At 61.0% G+C, this 12,923-nt stretch carries 15 protein-coding genes and 1 tRNA gene; 6 read left to right on the forward strand and 10 right to left on the reverse strand.

The features are described 5' to 3' along the window. Positions 1 to 289, forward strand: a 289-nt coding sequence (locus CXY71_RS21665; protein WP_233204325.1) for a hypothetical protein, incomplete at its 5' end; no start/stop codon positions are given. Positions 290 to 669: 380 nt separating this feature from the next. Here the strand turns inward: CXY71_RS21665 and CXY71_RS01465 are convergent. Continuing rightward, a complete protein-coding gene (locus tag CXY71_RS01465; protein WP_146072705.1) occupies positions 670 to 2,274 on the reverse strand; it encodes a DEAD/DEAH box helicase family protein in 1,605 nt (534 codons plus the stop codon). 192 nt (positions 2,275 to 2,466) lie between these two features. Between CXY71_RS01465 and CXY71_RS01470 the strand changes: the two genes are divergently transcribed. Beyond that, on the forward strand, positions 2,467 to 3,711 hold the full coding sequence (locus CXY71_RS01470; protein ID WP_104133953.1) for an ATP-binding protein: 1,245 nt from the start codon (positions 2,467 to 2,469) through the stop codon (positions 3,709 to 3,711). Here the strand turns inward: CXY71_RS01470 and CXY71_RS01475 are convergent. From CXY71_RS01475 to CXY71_RS20490, 5 genes are all read right to left on the reverse strand, one after another. Then, positions 3,653 to 4,174, reverse strand: coding sequence for a DUF1801 domain-containing protein (locus CXY71_RS01475; RefSeq protein ID WP_104133954.1), 522 nt, complete (start codon positions 4,172 to 4,174; stop codon positions 3,653 to 3,655). The genes CXY71_RS01470 and CXY71_RS01475 overlap by 59 nt on opposite strands. A 286-nt stretch (positions 4,175 to 4,460) precedes the next feature. Continuing rightward, positions 4,461 to 5,633: a tyrosine-type recombinase/integrase gene (locus tag CXY71_RS01480; protein ID WP_233204326.1), complete on the reverse strand. Its 1,173-nt coding sequence runs from the start codon at positions 5,631 to 5,633 to the stop codon at positions 4,461 to 4,463. A gap of 21 nt (positions 5,634 to 5,654) precedes the next feature. After that, entirely contained in the window at positions 5,655 to 6,014 is a 360-nt protein-coding gene (locus tag CXY71_RS21670) for a helix-turn-helix domain-containing protein (RefSeq protein ID WP_233204327.1), read from the reverse strand. Positions 6,015 to 6,089: 75 nt separating this feature from the next. Further along, a tRNA-Pro gene (locus CXY71_RS01490) sits at positions 6,090 to 6,166 on the reverse strand. Between the two features lie 121 nt (positions 6,167 to 6,287). Next, positions 6,288 to 6,524 carry a hypothetical protein gene (locus CXY71_RS20490; RefSeq protein WP_146072706.1) on the reverse strand — a complete coding sequence of 79 codons (237 nt, stop codon included), beginning with the start codon at positions 6,522 to 6,524 and terminating at the stop codon, positions 6,288 to 6,290. Here CXY71_RS20490 and CXY71_RS01495 point away from each other — a divergent pair. The 3 genes from CXY71_RS01495 to CXY71_RS01505 all read left to right on the forward strand — a co-directional run bounded on the left by CXY71_RS01495 (position 6,523) and on the right by CXY71_RS01505 (position 8,421). After that, positions 6,523 to 6,774 carry a hypothetical protein gene (locus tag CXY71_RS01495; protein WP_104133957.1) on the forward strand — a complete coding sequence of 84 codons (252 nt, stop codon included), beginning with the start codon at positions 6,523 to 6,525 and terminating at the stop codon, positions 6,772 to 6,774. The two genes, CXY71_RS20490 and CXY71_RS01495, sit on opposite strands and share 2 nt — an antisense overlap. A 114-nt stretch (positions 6,775 to 6,888) precedes the next feature. Further along, complete coding sequence (locus CXY71_RS01500) at positions 6,889 to 7,656, forward strand: MOSC domain-containing protein (RefSeq protein ID WP_104133958.1); 768 nt, start codon at positions 6,889 to 6,891, stop codon at positions 7,654 to 7,656. A 51-nt stretch (positions 7,657 to 7,707) separates the two neighbouring features. Further along, positions 7,708 to 8,421: a hypothetical protein gene (locus CXY71_RS01505; RefSeq protein ID WP_104133959.1), complete on the forward strand. Its 714-nt coding sequence runs from the start codon at positions 7,708 to 7,710 to the stop codon at positions 8,419 to 8,421. On the opposite strand, the gene CXY71_RS01510 is transcribed toward CXY71_RS01505, so the two are convergent. Continuing rightward, positions 8,418 to 9,437, reverse strand: coding sequence for an NYN domain-containing protein (locus tag CXY71_RS01510; protein WP_233198155.1), 1,020 nt, complete (start codon positions 9,435 to 9,437; stop codon positions 8,418 to 8,420). The genes CXY71_RS01505 and CXY71_RS01510 overlap by 4 nt on opposite strands. Positions 9,438 to 9,598: 161 nt before the next feature. Between CXY71_RS01510 and CXY71_RS01515 the strand changes: the two genes are divergently transcribed. Then, on the forward strand, positions 9,599 to 10,477 hold the full coding sequence (locus CXY71_RS01515; protein WP_104133960.1) for a helix-turn-helix transcriptional regulator: 879 nt from the start codon (positions 9,599 to 9,601) through the stop codon (positions 10,475 to 10,477). Positions 10,478 to 10,481: 4 nt separating this feature from the next. Here CXY71_RS01515 and CXY71_RS01520 read toward each other — a convergent pair whose 3' ends face one another. From CXY71_RS01520 to CXY71_RS21675, 3 genes are all read right to left on the reverse strand, one after another. Then, on the reverse strand, positions 10,482 to 11,459 hold the full coding sequence (locus CXY71_RS01520) for an aldo/keto reductase (RefSeq protein WP_104133961.1): 978 nt from the start codon (positions 11,457 to 11,459) through the stop codon (positions 10,482 to 10,484). 112 nt (positions 11,460 to 11,571) lie between these two features. Beyond that, the gene (locus CXY71_RS01525; protein WP_104133962.1) at positions 11,572 to 12,639 is read right to left on the reverse strand and encodes an NAD(P)-dependent alcohol dehydrogenase; all 1,068 of its coding nucleotides are present in this window, start codon (positions 12,637 to 12,639) and stop codon (positions 11,572 to 11,574) included. Positions 12,640 to 12,724: 85 nt separating this feature from the next. Further along, on the reverse strand, positions 12,725 to 12,923 hold a 199-nt coding region (locus CXY71_RS21675; RefSeq protein WP_233204328.1), incomplete at its 5' end, for a hypothetical protein.

Genomic DNA, 12,923 nt, shown 5'->3' on the forward strand with positions numbered 1-12,923 from the left:
TCCTATTTTACCTGATCAGATGGGCATTCTCGGTTTAACGCGCCGTCAGAATCTCACGTCGACCGGTGGATTCAGGCTTAGCTTCAACCGTGACCCACAGCTCATTTCCCCAACACCACTGAGAGTCAGTGCGCCCATCGCCGTCAGGTTTGGAGGCATCTGCACCAAGGAGCTTTCCCAACTCTGTGAGCGCAGGTTCGTACTGAGTGTGGTCAATCTCATGAAGGCCTGCGATCATCGCGGCGAGACGGGCATCCAGCTTTTGCGCGCTACCGAATCCGGCCGTTAGGGCACTCAGCCGGTCCACTGCAATTGAATCGGCTCTGCTGGTGGCCGCATGCTTCCGACCGTTGAACGGGAGATAGGAATTCATCCAGGTCGCAGGCGTTGCCGCCGCGACGGCTTGTGCGGCGAGTCCATCTGCCGTCTTTGCCAGAGTGGAATCCTGGCCGGCTAGTCGGCTGGCTTTGTCCGTAAAGACAGCAGCAAGAAAAAGCTGTGTTGCCCGATAACCGCGTGCTTCCGGATAACTGCCGAGAACCTCAGCAGCCTGATTTGCTTTTGCGCCGCCACCTTGCCAGTTGCCATGCCAAATTTGCTCGAGTGCTTCGACTTCGCTGGCGGCGGCAGCCTTTAGGCCAACGCTAACTGGAGGCAGTTCACGGCTGGCTACACTTCGAAGCTCCGAAATTTGAGATTCTGCCGCCCTCCATTGCTCGCCTTGTCAGTGAGTTCTTGAGCCGATGTTTCGGACTGTTCTAGACCGAAGAGCACCTCGGCTTGAAGATCCTCATCGAGCGAAAGCCGCACTTCGTTTTGCGACAAGTAGCTCGTTGTTTCGGGATCAGCGACGATCACGAGAGCCCAATCGCGCGGCCCACGAGTACAGCGGCCCGTTCCCTGGATTACTCTGCTTCGCACTCGTTCGTCGATCACTGACTTCGATCGAGCACGTGTCGAGAGGAACTGTTCCTGAAGACTGGTAGCACCGGGGAAACCATAAAGGGCGACTACGCGGCATGCGTCTCCGGGTAGGTCTATCCCGTCATATCTATTTGCGAGAATCGCGGCGGCCGAGGATGCCTTGGCGAAATCGTCAAACGAGTCTTCTACGTCGGACTTTCGGAAGATGCTCCACTGGTCAGGAATGATGGCCGCTTCAGCAAACACGGCCGTGCGGTCACTGGGTGTTATGACGATCGCTTTACCCGCGACCGACAGGAGCTGACGAGTCAGTTCGTCAGGATCGCAGTCGGGAACGAGATGGGGAAAAACTAGAAAACGCCGACCCGATTTGGGTGTTGGCGCTTCCGGCGGCAGCGCCAAACGTTTTACCTTGGGGCGACCAAAGGCACGTTCTAGTTCACCGGCGGTGCCGAGGGTTGCTGAGAGATAGACACGTTGGTTGGCATTGGTAAACAGGCTGTTCTCGAATGTGGGCGGTGTCATTGGGCGCAACTCAATTCGGTCCCAGGTCACATACGCAACGCACACGGAGAGATGCTCGCGGACTGCGGTATAGGTGAATGACTGTTTCCGCCCCTCTCGGTCCTCTTTTGGGAGATTGTTGAAAGCGATGAGAGCGTGGTCAATGGGGGCAAGCCAATCGTCTCGCAACGCCATGACGAGGGGATCAATCAGCTGTCGTGTCCCAGGGCCGGGGCTATTCATGATTAGTTGCGCATACCGCTCAGCGCCCAATCCTGGCTTCACTGCTTCGATGACGTTGCTGTAAATTTCAGGATGCCGGGACCGAGACACCGAAACTGTGTACGCCGCAGATACGTATTGCTCGCCCGCGTGTGAATCATCAAAGACGATGACATCTGCGTCGATGAGCTTCGGAGAAGTATTGAAAACGGAACTGTATGGAACGACAGCTATTGCTTGCCCCCGCTCGTAGCGCGACTTTTCCGTTGCGCCCCACAGCTTGTGAGAGCCGGAGAGATCAACCGCGGGGATGCCCTCGCGTTCCGCTGCCACTAAAACCTGGCGCACTAGCTGAACCGTTGGACACGCAAAGATAGCCCGGCTTTTATTCTGCCGACGGCGCCAGTCGGCTATCAACAGTCCTGTCAGAGTCTTTCCGGTACCAGTGGGTAGTTCGATGGCGAGGTCCCTCGCCCTGAGCCGCGTCGCAGCGTACTCACGCAGGAGGTCGGTCTGCTGCGACCAAAGTGCATCGGAGTTTGAACCGGTTCGAGAAAGCAGAGGGAAGAGTTTTTCCGGGGTGGGCGCTGTAACTTCGGATGCAGAACGAGCCTTGAATACCATTTCTTTTATTTCCCCTTGAAAGCTAGCCAGCCGGAGCAAAATATCTGTTCCTGCCCCCAATAACGATTGTAGAGGGGCTCTCCAAGATGCAACCTAGATTTCGATCCTCGCACCATACCTTCATCCAGAACGAGACAAGTTGTTAATACGTCCTCTGCGTGACGAAGCAGTGAGAATGGCTAGTCTTCCAATATGCATCTCGACCCAGAAGACGTGTTCACTCCGAAAACCATCGTTTCAAAGCGCATGTTCGAGCGGCGCAATGAGCCAGATCTCTCGGGCCGTCCAGGGCTTCAAGATCTGTTGCGCGACGCCATCAGAGAGCGCGGTTGTCAGGTGCTTCTCTATGGCGACACCGGTGTTGGCAAGTCTTCCTTGCTGACGAATGTTGCCGACTTAGTGGGAGCGGAAACGCTTGAGATTGATTGCAAATCAGGCATGTCGATGGACGACATTATCGATCACGGCAATAGACAACTTGTTCGCTTCCGCGCTATTGGTCGGAGTCGTTCAAGCACTATTGAGGCCGACGCTGAAACGAGCGCCGAAGTTCCATTCTTCGCAAGAATCAGGGCACGAATCATGTCCCGGTTTGAACAGAAAGATGAGTTTGAAGTTGTCGAGAGTCCGGCGTTCACATCGCTTCTCCAAGCGATGAATTCCAAGGGCAGGACGCTCCTTGTTCTCGACAACTTCCAAAACATAGATCTCCCAAACACGCGCGTACAGGTTGCTCAGCATATGGAGTCGCTGTCAGACGCGATCGGCAAGAAGCGAGTGTCGGGCAATCTAAAGTTCGTGGTTATCGGCATTGCGGATGATGCGAATACTTTGCTCGGCGATTCAATGTCGTACGTAAGGCGTGCCGAGCAGATCGGAGTTCCACGCATGCCAGACCAAGAGATACAAGAAATACTTAACCGCGGCTTCGGGTTGCTCGGGCTCAGTGCGAGTGCGGTACAGCTCGCAAAGCTAGTGTTTTATAGCGACGGGTTCCCCTATTTTGCGCATCTTGTTGGTCTTCACGTGAGTCGCGCCGTCATCCAAGACAACGTTCGGGAGGTGTCTGACTCGTCCATTGATACAGCTATCGCTCGAGCTGCCGCGTCCGTCAGCGCGTCGTACGCTGAGCGCTTGAGGCTGGCATACGAACGGGGCGGCAGCACCCAGCCACGAAAGCAAATTGTTCGGTTCCTCGCGGCGTCCTCAGCCCGACAATGGGAGTACCGAGAAGTGATCGAGTTATGGAAGCTGGCGAACCCGACAGAGGTTCGTACAAGCTATAACTTTTTGAGCGCCGCGCTTGGTCAACTGGCCGACTCAGCTCAGGGCCAAATCTTGACTTCGACGGGAGCCCGCGGGCGTTTCGTGTATCGATTCACGGACCCGCATATTCGACCTTTTGTTCGAATTCAAGAAAACCTAGCTCCTGAGTGAAACCGTGTGCTATGTGCGCGCAGCGCGTCCCGTTACTTGAATAAGCGTCATTACTCGGGAGCTCCACACCCCGCGTTGACTTACCCATCCCCACCGGTGTCACCGGCGGTACCGGCTCGAGCGTGGTGCCGTTGATGAACATGAGCTTGACGTGGCCGGCGAAGCCTCCGCAGCGGAAGCACCAACCATCGCCGACGCCGTAGTATGCCATGCCCCATTTCACGGAGCGCTGGAGGTCAGGCAGTGTCTTGTTCGCCAGTGCATCGACGGCCTCAGCGATGCCACGCTGCGGCTGCGGCAGGCTGGCTATGTAGGCGAAGACCGGCTTGTCGCCAACGGCCGCTTTCGCGGGGCTCGCCTGGCCAGCCATCGCTTCAGGCATTGTCCACGACGCATCGCCAAATATAGCAATTCCTTCGGCCGGCTTCCGCACTTCGCTCCTGTCGCTCGCGCTGCTGTCCATGGCGAGATGCTATTTCCACGTGGCCGAAAGACGATTGCGCATGCTCAAATGTCGGTGTATTACTGAGGATAGATCTAGCAAGCATCCTAAGTACCGGAACGAACGTGAACACGGGATTCGACAAAACCCCAGATCAGGCGGTGGGGCCACCGTGGCACCACCACATTCCAGTCGGCAACTCTTGCCGAGGCCCGGTCGAGAAGTGCGGCGGCGGTCGGGCAGCTTTTGGCATGACTTGCAGAAAAACCCCAGATCACATGGTGCTGCCACCGTGGCAGCACCGTGTTCAGTCTTCATCTTTGGCGAACGCGCGATCGAGGAGCGCGGCGGTGGCGGGGTTGACCAATTCGCTGCGTTGGATGTAGTGCATGACCGTGACCCTGGTGTCGGTGTGGCCGAGCAACTCCGCGGCGAGTTCGATGCTGGCGTTGGTGTTGACTGCGGTCGCGACCGTGCGGCGGAACATGTGCGGTGTCACTCCGTTGATGCCCGCTCCCTCGAGCACCTGTCGCAACTGACGACGCACGTTCGCGGTCGTCAACGGAGTGCCGTCGCGGGACTGGAACAGCAGGCCATCTAGGCCCAGACTCCCGAATTTGGCAAGCCGCCGGCGCACGGCGTCAGCGGTGAACGTCGGCAGTGCCACCACACGCGTGGACTTCGCGGTCTTGGGATGGTCCTGCCGGAAGGTCAGTTCGCCGTTGCGACTGACGATGGTTCCTGCCAGGCGAATCGAGGGCACGGCACCGGTGATGTCAATGTCCCGGCGTCGGATGGCTAGCACCTCGCCGATCCGGGCCGAGGTGCCCAGCATCACCTCGATGATTGCGCCCAGCTGGCCATCGGGTTTGGGGCCAGAGATATGGTTGGCGGCGCTCTCCCATTGCGCGATCGCCGCACGGATGACGTTCACCTCTGGGGCGGTGAGGGCATTTGGCACGTGCGGCTCGCGGTGGAGGCGGGAGACATGGTCCATCGGGTTGCGGGGGAGTACCTCGTGCCGCACCGCCAATTCCAATGCCAGCCGCAACACGACCCGCGCCTGTTTGGCTCGGCTGTAAGAGAGCTTCGCGAGTTGCTTGATGAATTTGTCGCACCGGGCCACGCCGATCTCCCGCAGCGCCAAGTTGTCGAAGCTCGGTGAGACCAGGGTGCGCATGTTGCGCTCGTACAGGTTGCGGGTGGTCCGGGAGATGCGATCCTCGAGGTCGATGTCTTGCAGCCAGTACGTCACCAGGTCTTTGAACAGGCTGTCGGGCGTCAGCGCCGTGTCGGCGGGTTGGAACAGGTCCCGGTTGGCGAGCTTGGTCTTCAGTGCCGGCTCGGCGGCGTTGGCCGTGGCACCGGTGGCTTGCACCAGGCGCGCGTGGCCATCCCAGTCCCGGTAGCGGGTTCGCGCCGCGTACCGGCCGGTCGGTGTCTGGCGGGTGTTGATGTCGCCGAAGGTGCCGATAGTCAACCGTTGCCTGGCCATCTCAGCTCACCGCCGATCGGTGCGCCTGGGCTCGCTGGAGGAAGACTCGCGCTGCTGGGCGATCCAGGCGCGCACGTCGGAGATGGCAAACTTCAGGTGCTTGCCGAACCGGTAGGCCGTGGGGCCTTTGCCGTGCACCCGCCAGTCGTAGACCGTGGAGATGGGGATGCCCAGGTAGGCCGCCAGCTCGGCAACGTCCATCAGGGGTTCGAGCCCCCAGTCGTTGGTGGGAGGGGAGGTTAGCTTGTCGTCGTGGATACTCATGCCCAGAAGGTGCGCACGGCAGTCCCGCACGATCGGGAAGAACCGAAACCGACGACGGCGACTCGTACGAGAAGGCCGAATCACCGGCGCTGGAACGCTCAAAGTGATGACGTAGTGATGACTTAATCAAATCTTTAACCTAAAAAGTCCCGGAAACCCTTGAGTTTCCGGGACTTTTGGTCGGGCTGACAGGATTCGAACCTGCGACCCCTTGACCCCCAGTCAAGTGCGCTACCAAGCTGCGCCACAGCCCGCTGCTTCCAAAACACAATTTCAAGATTCGAAACCTGCGGAAGACAACTGTAAGAGCTTACCGCTTTCTAAGAGGACCCAGAAACACATGGCTAGCGATCATCCTGAGGGCGAACCGTGTCGTTATGGCGGGGTTGTCGTCCACTGGTGGCGCGAAATCACCGTGAAGGTAATAAGACCGTCAATGAGGTGTCTGTCGTGGCAGCGCGGGAAGAAGTGAAAAGCATCGAAGCTCTCGGTCATATTCTGCAGCAAGGGCGCCTGATTAGCGGGCTCACGCAACGACAACTCGCTGACACGCTCGAGACCGACCAGAAATACATCTGGGCTGTGGAATCGGGTAAGAACACCATCATTCATGCTGCACTTGCCCGACGGCACCACGCGGATTGCCCCGGCATACGATGTTGCGCCGCAAGCTCACCGCGACAGCGGCCGCAAAATGGCGCTGGCCATCAATCGCACGTATCTGCGCGCCGCAATCACGATAGACGATCTCGTTGTAGAAGGTGAAGCGTGGAATGTGCGGGCACCGCGGGCGGTCATTACCTCAGCGCATGAGGCCACCGACCTGATCGTTCACATGGCACATCCCGTCGAGAACGGTTAGGCCGGGCTCAGCATGACGTCGCCAAGTCCACTAGAAATCTGCTTGAAGGCCGTGCGAGCGGCGGCGGCGAGTAGTTCGTGCACAACCAAGCCGCTCGCTAGGCTGAACGGCATCATGCACATTCGAGAGATCGGTGTGTCGCCACTCAAGGGCGGCCGCCACCAGCCACTTGAAACCGTTTCGCTTGCGGTCGACGGTCCCATCGGTGACCGCGAATTCGCCATCGTCGATCGAAACACCGGCACCATTTTGAAGACGGTTGAGCATCCACTTTTGGTGAGGTGCGAGGCTCGCTGGGCTGACGGCGTGCTCGCCGTGGCGTTTGATGGCCGCCGAGTTGCGGCGGCACCCAAACTGACGGGGGAGTACCTTGATCTGGACTACTGGGGTCGATCCACCGCCATGGAGGTGATCGACGGGCCGTGGGCTGCAGAATTCTCCCAGCTGCTGGGGCGCAGCGTCATCCTCACGCGAAGCACTGTCAAGGCATCTGTGGTTTACGGCGACTCCGTCACGATCAGCACGACGGGTGCGCTCGACCGACTGGCCCGCGAATCGAAAATGGCGGTCGATCCGCGCCGCTTCCGCGCCACTTTCACGATTGACACCGGCGACGCCGACGAGCACGTCGAAGACTTCTGGGCTGGCCGCGAACTCGAGCTCGGGGGAGCCCGCCTCCTCGTGAAGGCCGGTATTCCGCGGTGCGCGGTCATCGACATTGACCCCGACACTGGCGTTCCTGGAACACATTTGCTGAAAATGCTCGCCGGCTACCGGCTGCAGGCCAGCCACATCATGTTCGGTGTTTATGCCGAGGTGATCCGCCAGGGAACCGTGTCGGTCGGCGATGATGTGCGACTGTCGGCCGTTGCAGCCCAATAAAATCAACCACTGTTCGTCTAGCCGACGCAACGGCGTTGCTACTATGAGCGCATGGTAGCCATCGCTTACCTCGATAACCGCACCCAGCGCGCTCTCTCCAATCTCTCTTCGGCCTGTTGGTCGCTCACTGCGGCCGGGCTTTTTCTCGGCTCTGCACTGCTGCAACTCGTTGCCTCGCTGGAGCGATGGGGCGTGCTCATGGGCTCCTCGACGAGCGCAGACACGTCGATCGAAGATCACCGCTTCGACTACTCCTACCCCGCGGACCCGTGGGAAAACCTCGGATCGACGGCACAATTTTTCGGTCTCAGCCTTCTTCTTGTGGCCCTCGGCATACTGGCGATGGCACGTGTGGCCGGCAATAGTCGTGTTAAACGGATGCTTTCCCTCATTACCGCCGCATCCTTCGGCGTCGCCGGTCTGCATGCCCTCGTCTCCGGGCTGCTGGGTGTTCCGTCTCCGCTGCAATTTCTACCGGTTCAGGTGTCGCTAAACCTGGTCGGGGTCGTCGGCCTGATCATTCTGGCTGCGTGCTGGCTGAATACGTCGCGCGCGGCATCCGCTTCGTGCCTGTTGTTGCTCGGCGTCACCTTGCCGGGATATCTCCTGGTCACCTTTCAGATCGCGCCCGCGATAGTCGGCTACCAGTCACACGACACGACCCCCTTCACGGAGACGATCGTCGCCGTGTCGACGGCGGCTGCGGGAGTTGCGATGCTCGTCGCGGCTGGGGTGACAGCTCGCTCGCGTCGCCGAAAGGTTTAGCGCCGAATTTCTGCGTCGGCACGCAGCCGAATCAGCCGCTGCGGGCCATCCTCTTTCAGCTCGGACAGGTCGCTGCGTGAGGAGAGAAAATCGGTGAAGGAGCGAAAGCCGAGCGGCTTCTCGTTGAAGGACGGGTCCATGCGGCGCATCTGGTTCTTGACGGTGCCCGTGTTGAGCCACTCGTCGTCGTCGCCCTTGGCGTGACCGATCTGCAGCGCGCGCACCAGGAGCTCGGTTGCCAGCGTCTGCGGGTCGATGTCTTCGGCCTCGGGCTCGTCGAATTGTGCGTCATCGGTGTGCGAGAACATGGGAATCGTGGTGAACTTGCGAGCCTCGATAGGAGCAGGGTCGGGTGCAATTTCGGCAGGTTCCGTCGCCCGCCTGCTTGACTTGGGCCTCTCTGCAGCGGTCGCGGTGGCTTTGCCGATTCCAGGCAGCGAATCGTAGTCCTCGAACTCATCGCACGCCGCCGCGAGCGAAGTGCTCGTCGAGCCCGCGACGCCAATGCCCACGACGAAGCGACCCAGCCGCTTCGACTTCTGGGCGAGAGCAATGTAGTCGGAATCGCCGGCGATGATGATGACGTGGGTCAGATCGGGCAGCCGAAAGAGGTCTTCAACCACGTCGACAGCCAAACGGATGTCCGCACCGTTCTTGGTTCCGCGCGTCGTCGTGGTGAATAGCTGGGTCAGGTCCACCGCTCGCGACATGAGCTGGCGCTGGTAACTTGCATTGACCGGCACCGACCAGTCGGCGTAGGCACGATTGACGACCAGGGTGCCAAATGACGCGGCGAAGTCGATGATGGCGTTGAAGTCCACCGTCGCCGCGGCGAGCCGGGCGGCGATCTCGGGGTCGGCATCCGGACTCGATTTATTGAAATCGCGGATGCCGTCGCGCTGAAAGGCATTGCGCCCGTGCAACTGCTGATAGCGGGAGATGACGATGTTGTCAAAGTCGATATAGAGGCCGACGCGGGCGTCGTTCGGTTCAGTGATGGTGAGCTCCTTAGCCACGGGCGGAAGACTCAGTTGCGATCCGGTATGTATAGTCTGCGCTGAGCCGCGGGCAGAGGGCAACTCGGTGCGTGGTCAAGCAGCCGGCCCTGGGCACTCAACGAGATCACCGGCACGGTACCAAGGCACTGGACTGGCGGCAGGCGGGAGATACTGGAGGGATGGACGACAAAGATACCCTCGCTGATTTTTTGCGCTCAGCCCGGGCTCGGCTAACGCCAACTAATGTCGGGCTGCCGGTCAACCCGCTGGCGACGGCCCGTCGGGTGCCAGGCCTGCGCCGTGACGAAGTGGCTGCGCTCGCCGGCGTGAGCGTGGACTACTACGCGCGCATGGAACAGGGGCGGGTGACGCAGGCATCCGATGCGGTGGTGAATGCGCTCGCCGGGGCGCTGCACCTGAATGAGGCGGAGCGCTCTTATCTGTTCTCCCTGCTGTCGGCGTCGACCGGTGGGCGCACCCAGCAGCGACAGCGCACCAACACTGTTCGGCCGTCGGTGCGCACAATCATGGACTCGTTCCCCGCGCAGCCAGCGTTCGTGCTCGGCGTTGGCATGGACGTGCTTGCCATGAACGACCTCGCCAAGCTGTTGCTAAAGGACTTCACGAAGGGCTCGAGGCTCGGGCGCAGCATGGCCCGATGGACGTTCCTCGACCCGGCGGCGCGCACTCTGTACCTGGACTGGGACATTGTGGCCTGCGACGTGGCGGCCATGCTCCGTCACGACGCTCGATCGCACCCGAACGACCGGGCACTCAACGAGCTGATCGGCGAGTTGACCGTGAAGAGCGACGAATTTCGTGCGTGGTGGAGTCAACACCGGGTGTGGGAGTGCACGTTCGGAGTCAAGCGTTTCGTGCACCCGATCGTCGGTCGGGTCGACGTGGACTACGAAACCTTCCCGGTTCCGGGCGAACCCGACCAACAACTCTTCGTCTACAGCACGCAACCCGGGTCCGCCTCGAACGACGCCCTGCGCATTTTGGCCTCGTGGCGCACCGATCAAACGGATGCCGCCACGCTCGAGTTGATTCGCTGAAGCTTTAGAACCCTTCGGGCAGACGCGGCAGGTACGGTGCCTCGAGACGGGCGCGCTCCTCGGCGCTGAGCTCGAGGTCGAGCGAGGCGATGGCATCGTCGAGGTGCTGCTGCTTCGTCGCCCCGACGATCGGCGCCGTTACGGCGGGGTTGCCCGACACCCAGGCCAGAGCTACCTGAGCCCGCGGTACCCCGCGTTCGGCGGCAATGTCGGCCACAACGGATGCAACAGCGCGATCGCCATCCTCCGCCTGCGAGTAGAGGGCCTGGCTGACCAGGTCCGTCTCGGTGCGGGCGGTCGTGTCGTCCCAGTCGCGGGTGAGCTTTCCACGCGCGAGGGGACTCCACGGGGTGAGGCCGATGCCGGCATCCGTTACGAGCGGGATCATCTCGCGCTCCTCTTCGCGGCTGATCAGGTTGTACTGGCTCTGCATCGACACGAATGGTGTCCAGCCGTTCACCTGCTGCAGACGCAGGGCCTTCGCAAACTGCCAGGCAAACATTGAGGAGGCGCCCAGGTAGCGCGCCTTACCCGAGCGCACCACGTCATGCAGGGCTTCAAGCGTCTCCTCAAGCGGGGTGAAGGGGTCGAAGCGGTGCACGATGTAGAGATCCACGTAGTCGAGGTTGAGGCGACGCAGGCTGTTGTCGATTTCCTGCAGCACCGCCTTGCGTGACAGGCCGCGCTGGTTGGGTCCTTCACCGACCGGCGAGTAGACCTTGGTGGCCACGACGATCTCGTCGCGGTTGGTGTGCTCCGCGAGTGCGCGGCCGAGGATTTCCTCGCTCGACCCGGCTGAGTAAGCATTTGCGGTGTCGAAGAAGTTGATGCCCGCCTCAACGGCTTGCCGAATGAATGGCCGACTGGTCTCCTCGGTCAGCGTCCAGGCGTGGTTTCCGCGCTCCGGCTCGCCATAGCTCATACAGCCCAGGGCGAGCGCCGAGACATCCAGACCGGTGGTTCCGAGCTTCACGTACTTCATGGGACTCCTTTAATAACGGATGCCCCGGGCCGCGGTGAAAGCTGCGGCCCGGGGCGGTTCGTGCCTGGGTTTTTATCGACTCGCGCGGCTTATGCCGCGCCGGTCGGAGCGCCTACGCGTCGACGCGGGTCTCGTTTGCAAAAGTGGCAACGTCGATAACGAAACGGTAGCGCACGTCGCTGCGGATAACACGCTCGTATGCCTCGTTCACCTGATCGACCGAGATGATCTCAATGTCGGCGCCGATTCCGTGGGCGGCGCAGAAATCAAGCATTTCCTGGGTCTGGCGAATGCCACCGATCTTGGAGGCGCCGATGGAGCGACGCTGGGCGGCGAGCCAAACCATCTTCACACTGTCAGGCTCGGTGGGGATTCCCACGTGCACGAGCGTGCCGTTGAGGGCGAGCAGCTTCAGGTAGCCCTCCAGGTCGAGGTTCGCGGCCACGGTGTTCACGATGAGGTCGAAGTGGTTCTCGAGCTCGGTGAAGGTGGCCGGGTCGCTGGTGGCGTAGTAATGATCTGCGCCGAAACGCAGGCCGTCTTCCTTCTTGCTCAGGGTCTGGCTGAGCACGGTGACCTCGGCGCCGAGCGCGTGGGCGATCTTCACGCCCATGTGTCCGAGACCGCCCATGCCGAGGATGGCGACCTTCTTGCCGGGGCCGGCCTTCCAGTTCGTGAGGGGGGAGAAGAGCGTGATACCGGCGCAGAGCAAGGGAGCGGCTTCGGAGAGCTCGATGCCGTCGGGAATGCCGAGTACGTAGTTTTCGTCGACGACGATCGCGGTGCTGTAGCCGCCGTTGGTGGGGGTGCCGTCGTGGTTGCGGTCATTGTAGGTACCGACCTCGCCCTTCAGGCAGTACTGCTCTTCGCCGGCGAGGCAGTTCGCGCACTCGCGGCAAGAGTCGACGAAGCAGCCGACGCCGACTCGGTCGCCCACCTGGTAGCGGGTGACATCGCTGCCGATGGCAGAGACGATGCCGGCGATTTCGTGGCCGGGAACCATGGGGAACAGTCCAACGCCCCACTCGTCCCGAGCCTGGTGGATGTCGGAGTGGCAGATCCCGGCGAACTTGATGTCGATCGCGACATCGTGGGCGCCGGGGGTGCGCAACTCGATCGTGGTGCGAACGAGGGGCTGGTTGGCCGCGGGGGCGGCGAGGGCAGAAACGGTGGTCGTCATAAAAAAATCTTTCGGTACCGGTGGTGGAATGCGGGGGAACCCCGTGCCGTGGCACGTGTCGGCGGTGACATCCGCTCGCACAACGTTACGCGGTGCCACCGACGTAGTCGGGGCCGGAGCGTGGCACTGTCTGACCTACCCATGGCATCCGCTGCTGGCGTCGGCGCGGCCAGCCTGAGCCGGCTGACCGCGCTGCAGCGGCGTTAGGCCTTTTGAACGGTGATGGTCCAAGCGGCGTCGCCGACGCGGTCGAAATTGGTGACCGGGTAGCCTTCCTCCGCGGC

Origin of the sequence: Cryobacterium sp. Y62 (assembly GCF_002929785.1) — a bacterium.
Taxonomy (GTDB): Bacteria; Actinomycetota; Actinomycetes; order Actinomycetales; family Microbacteriaceae; genus Cryobacterium.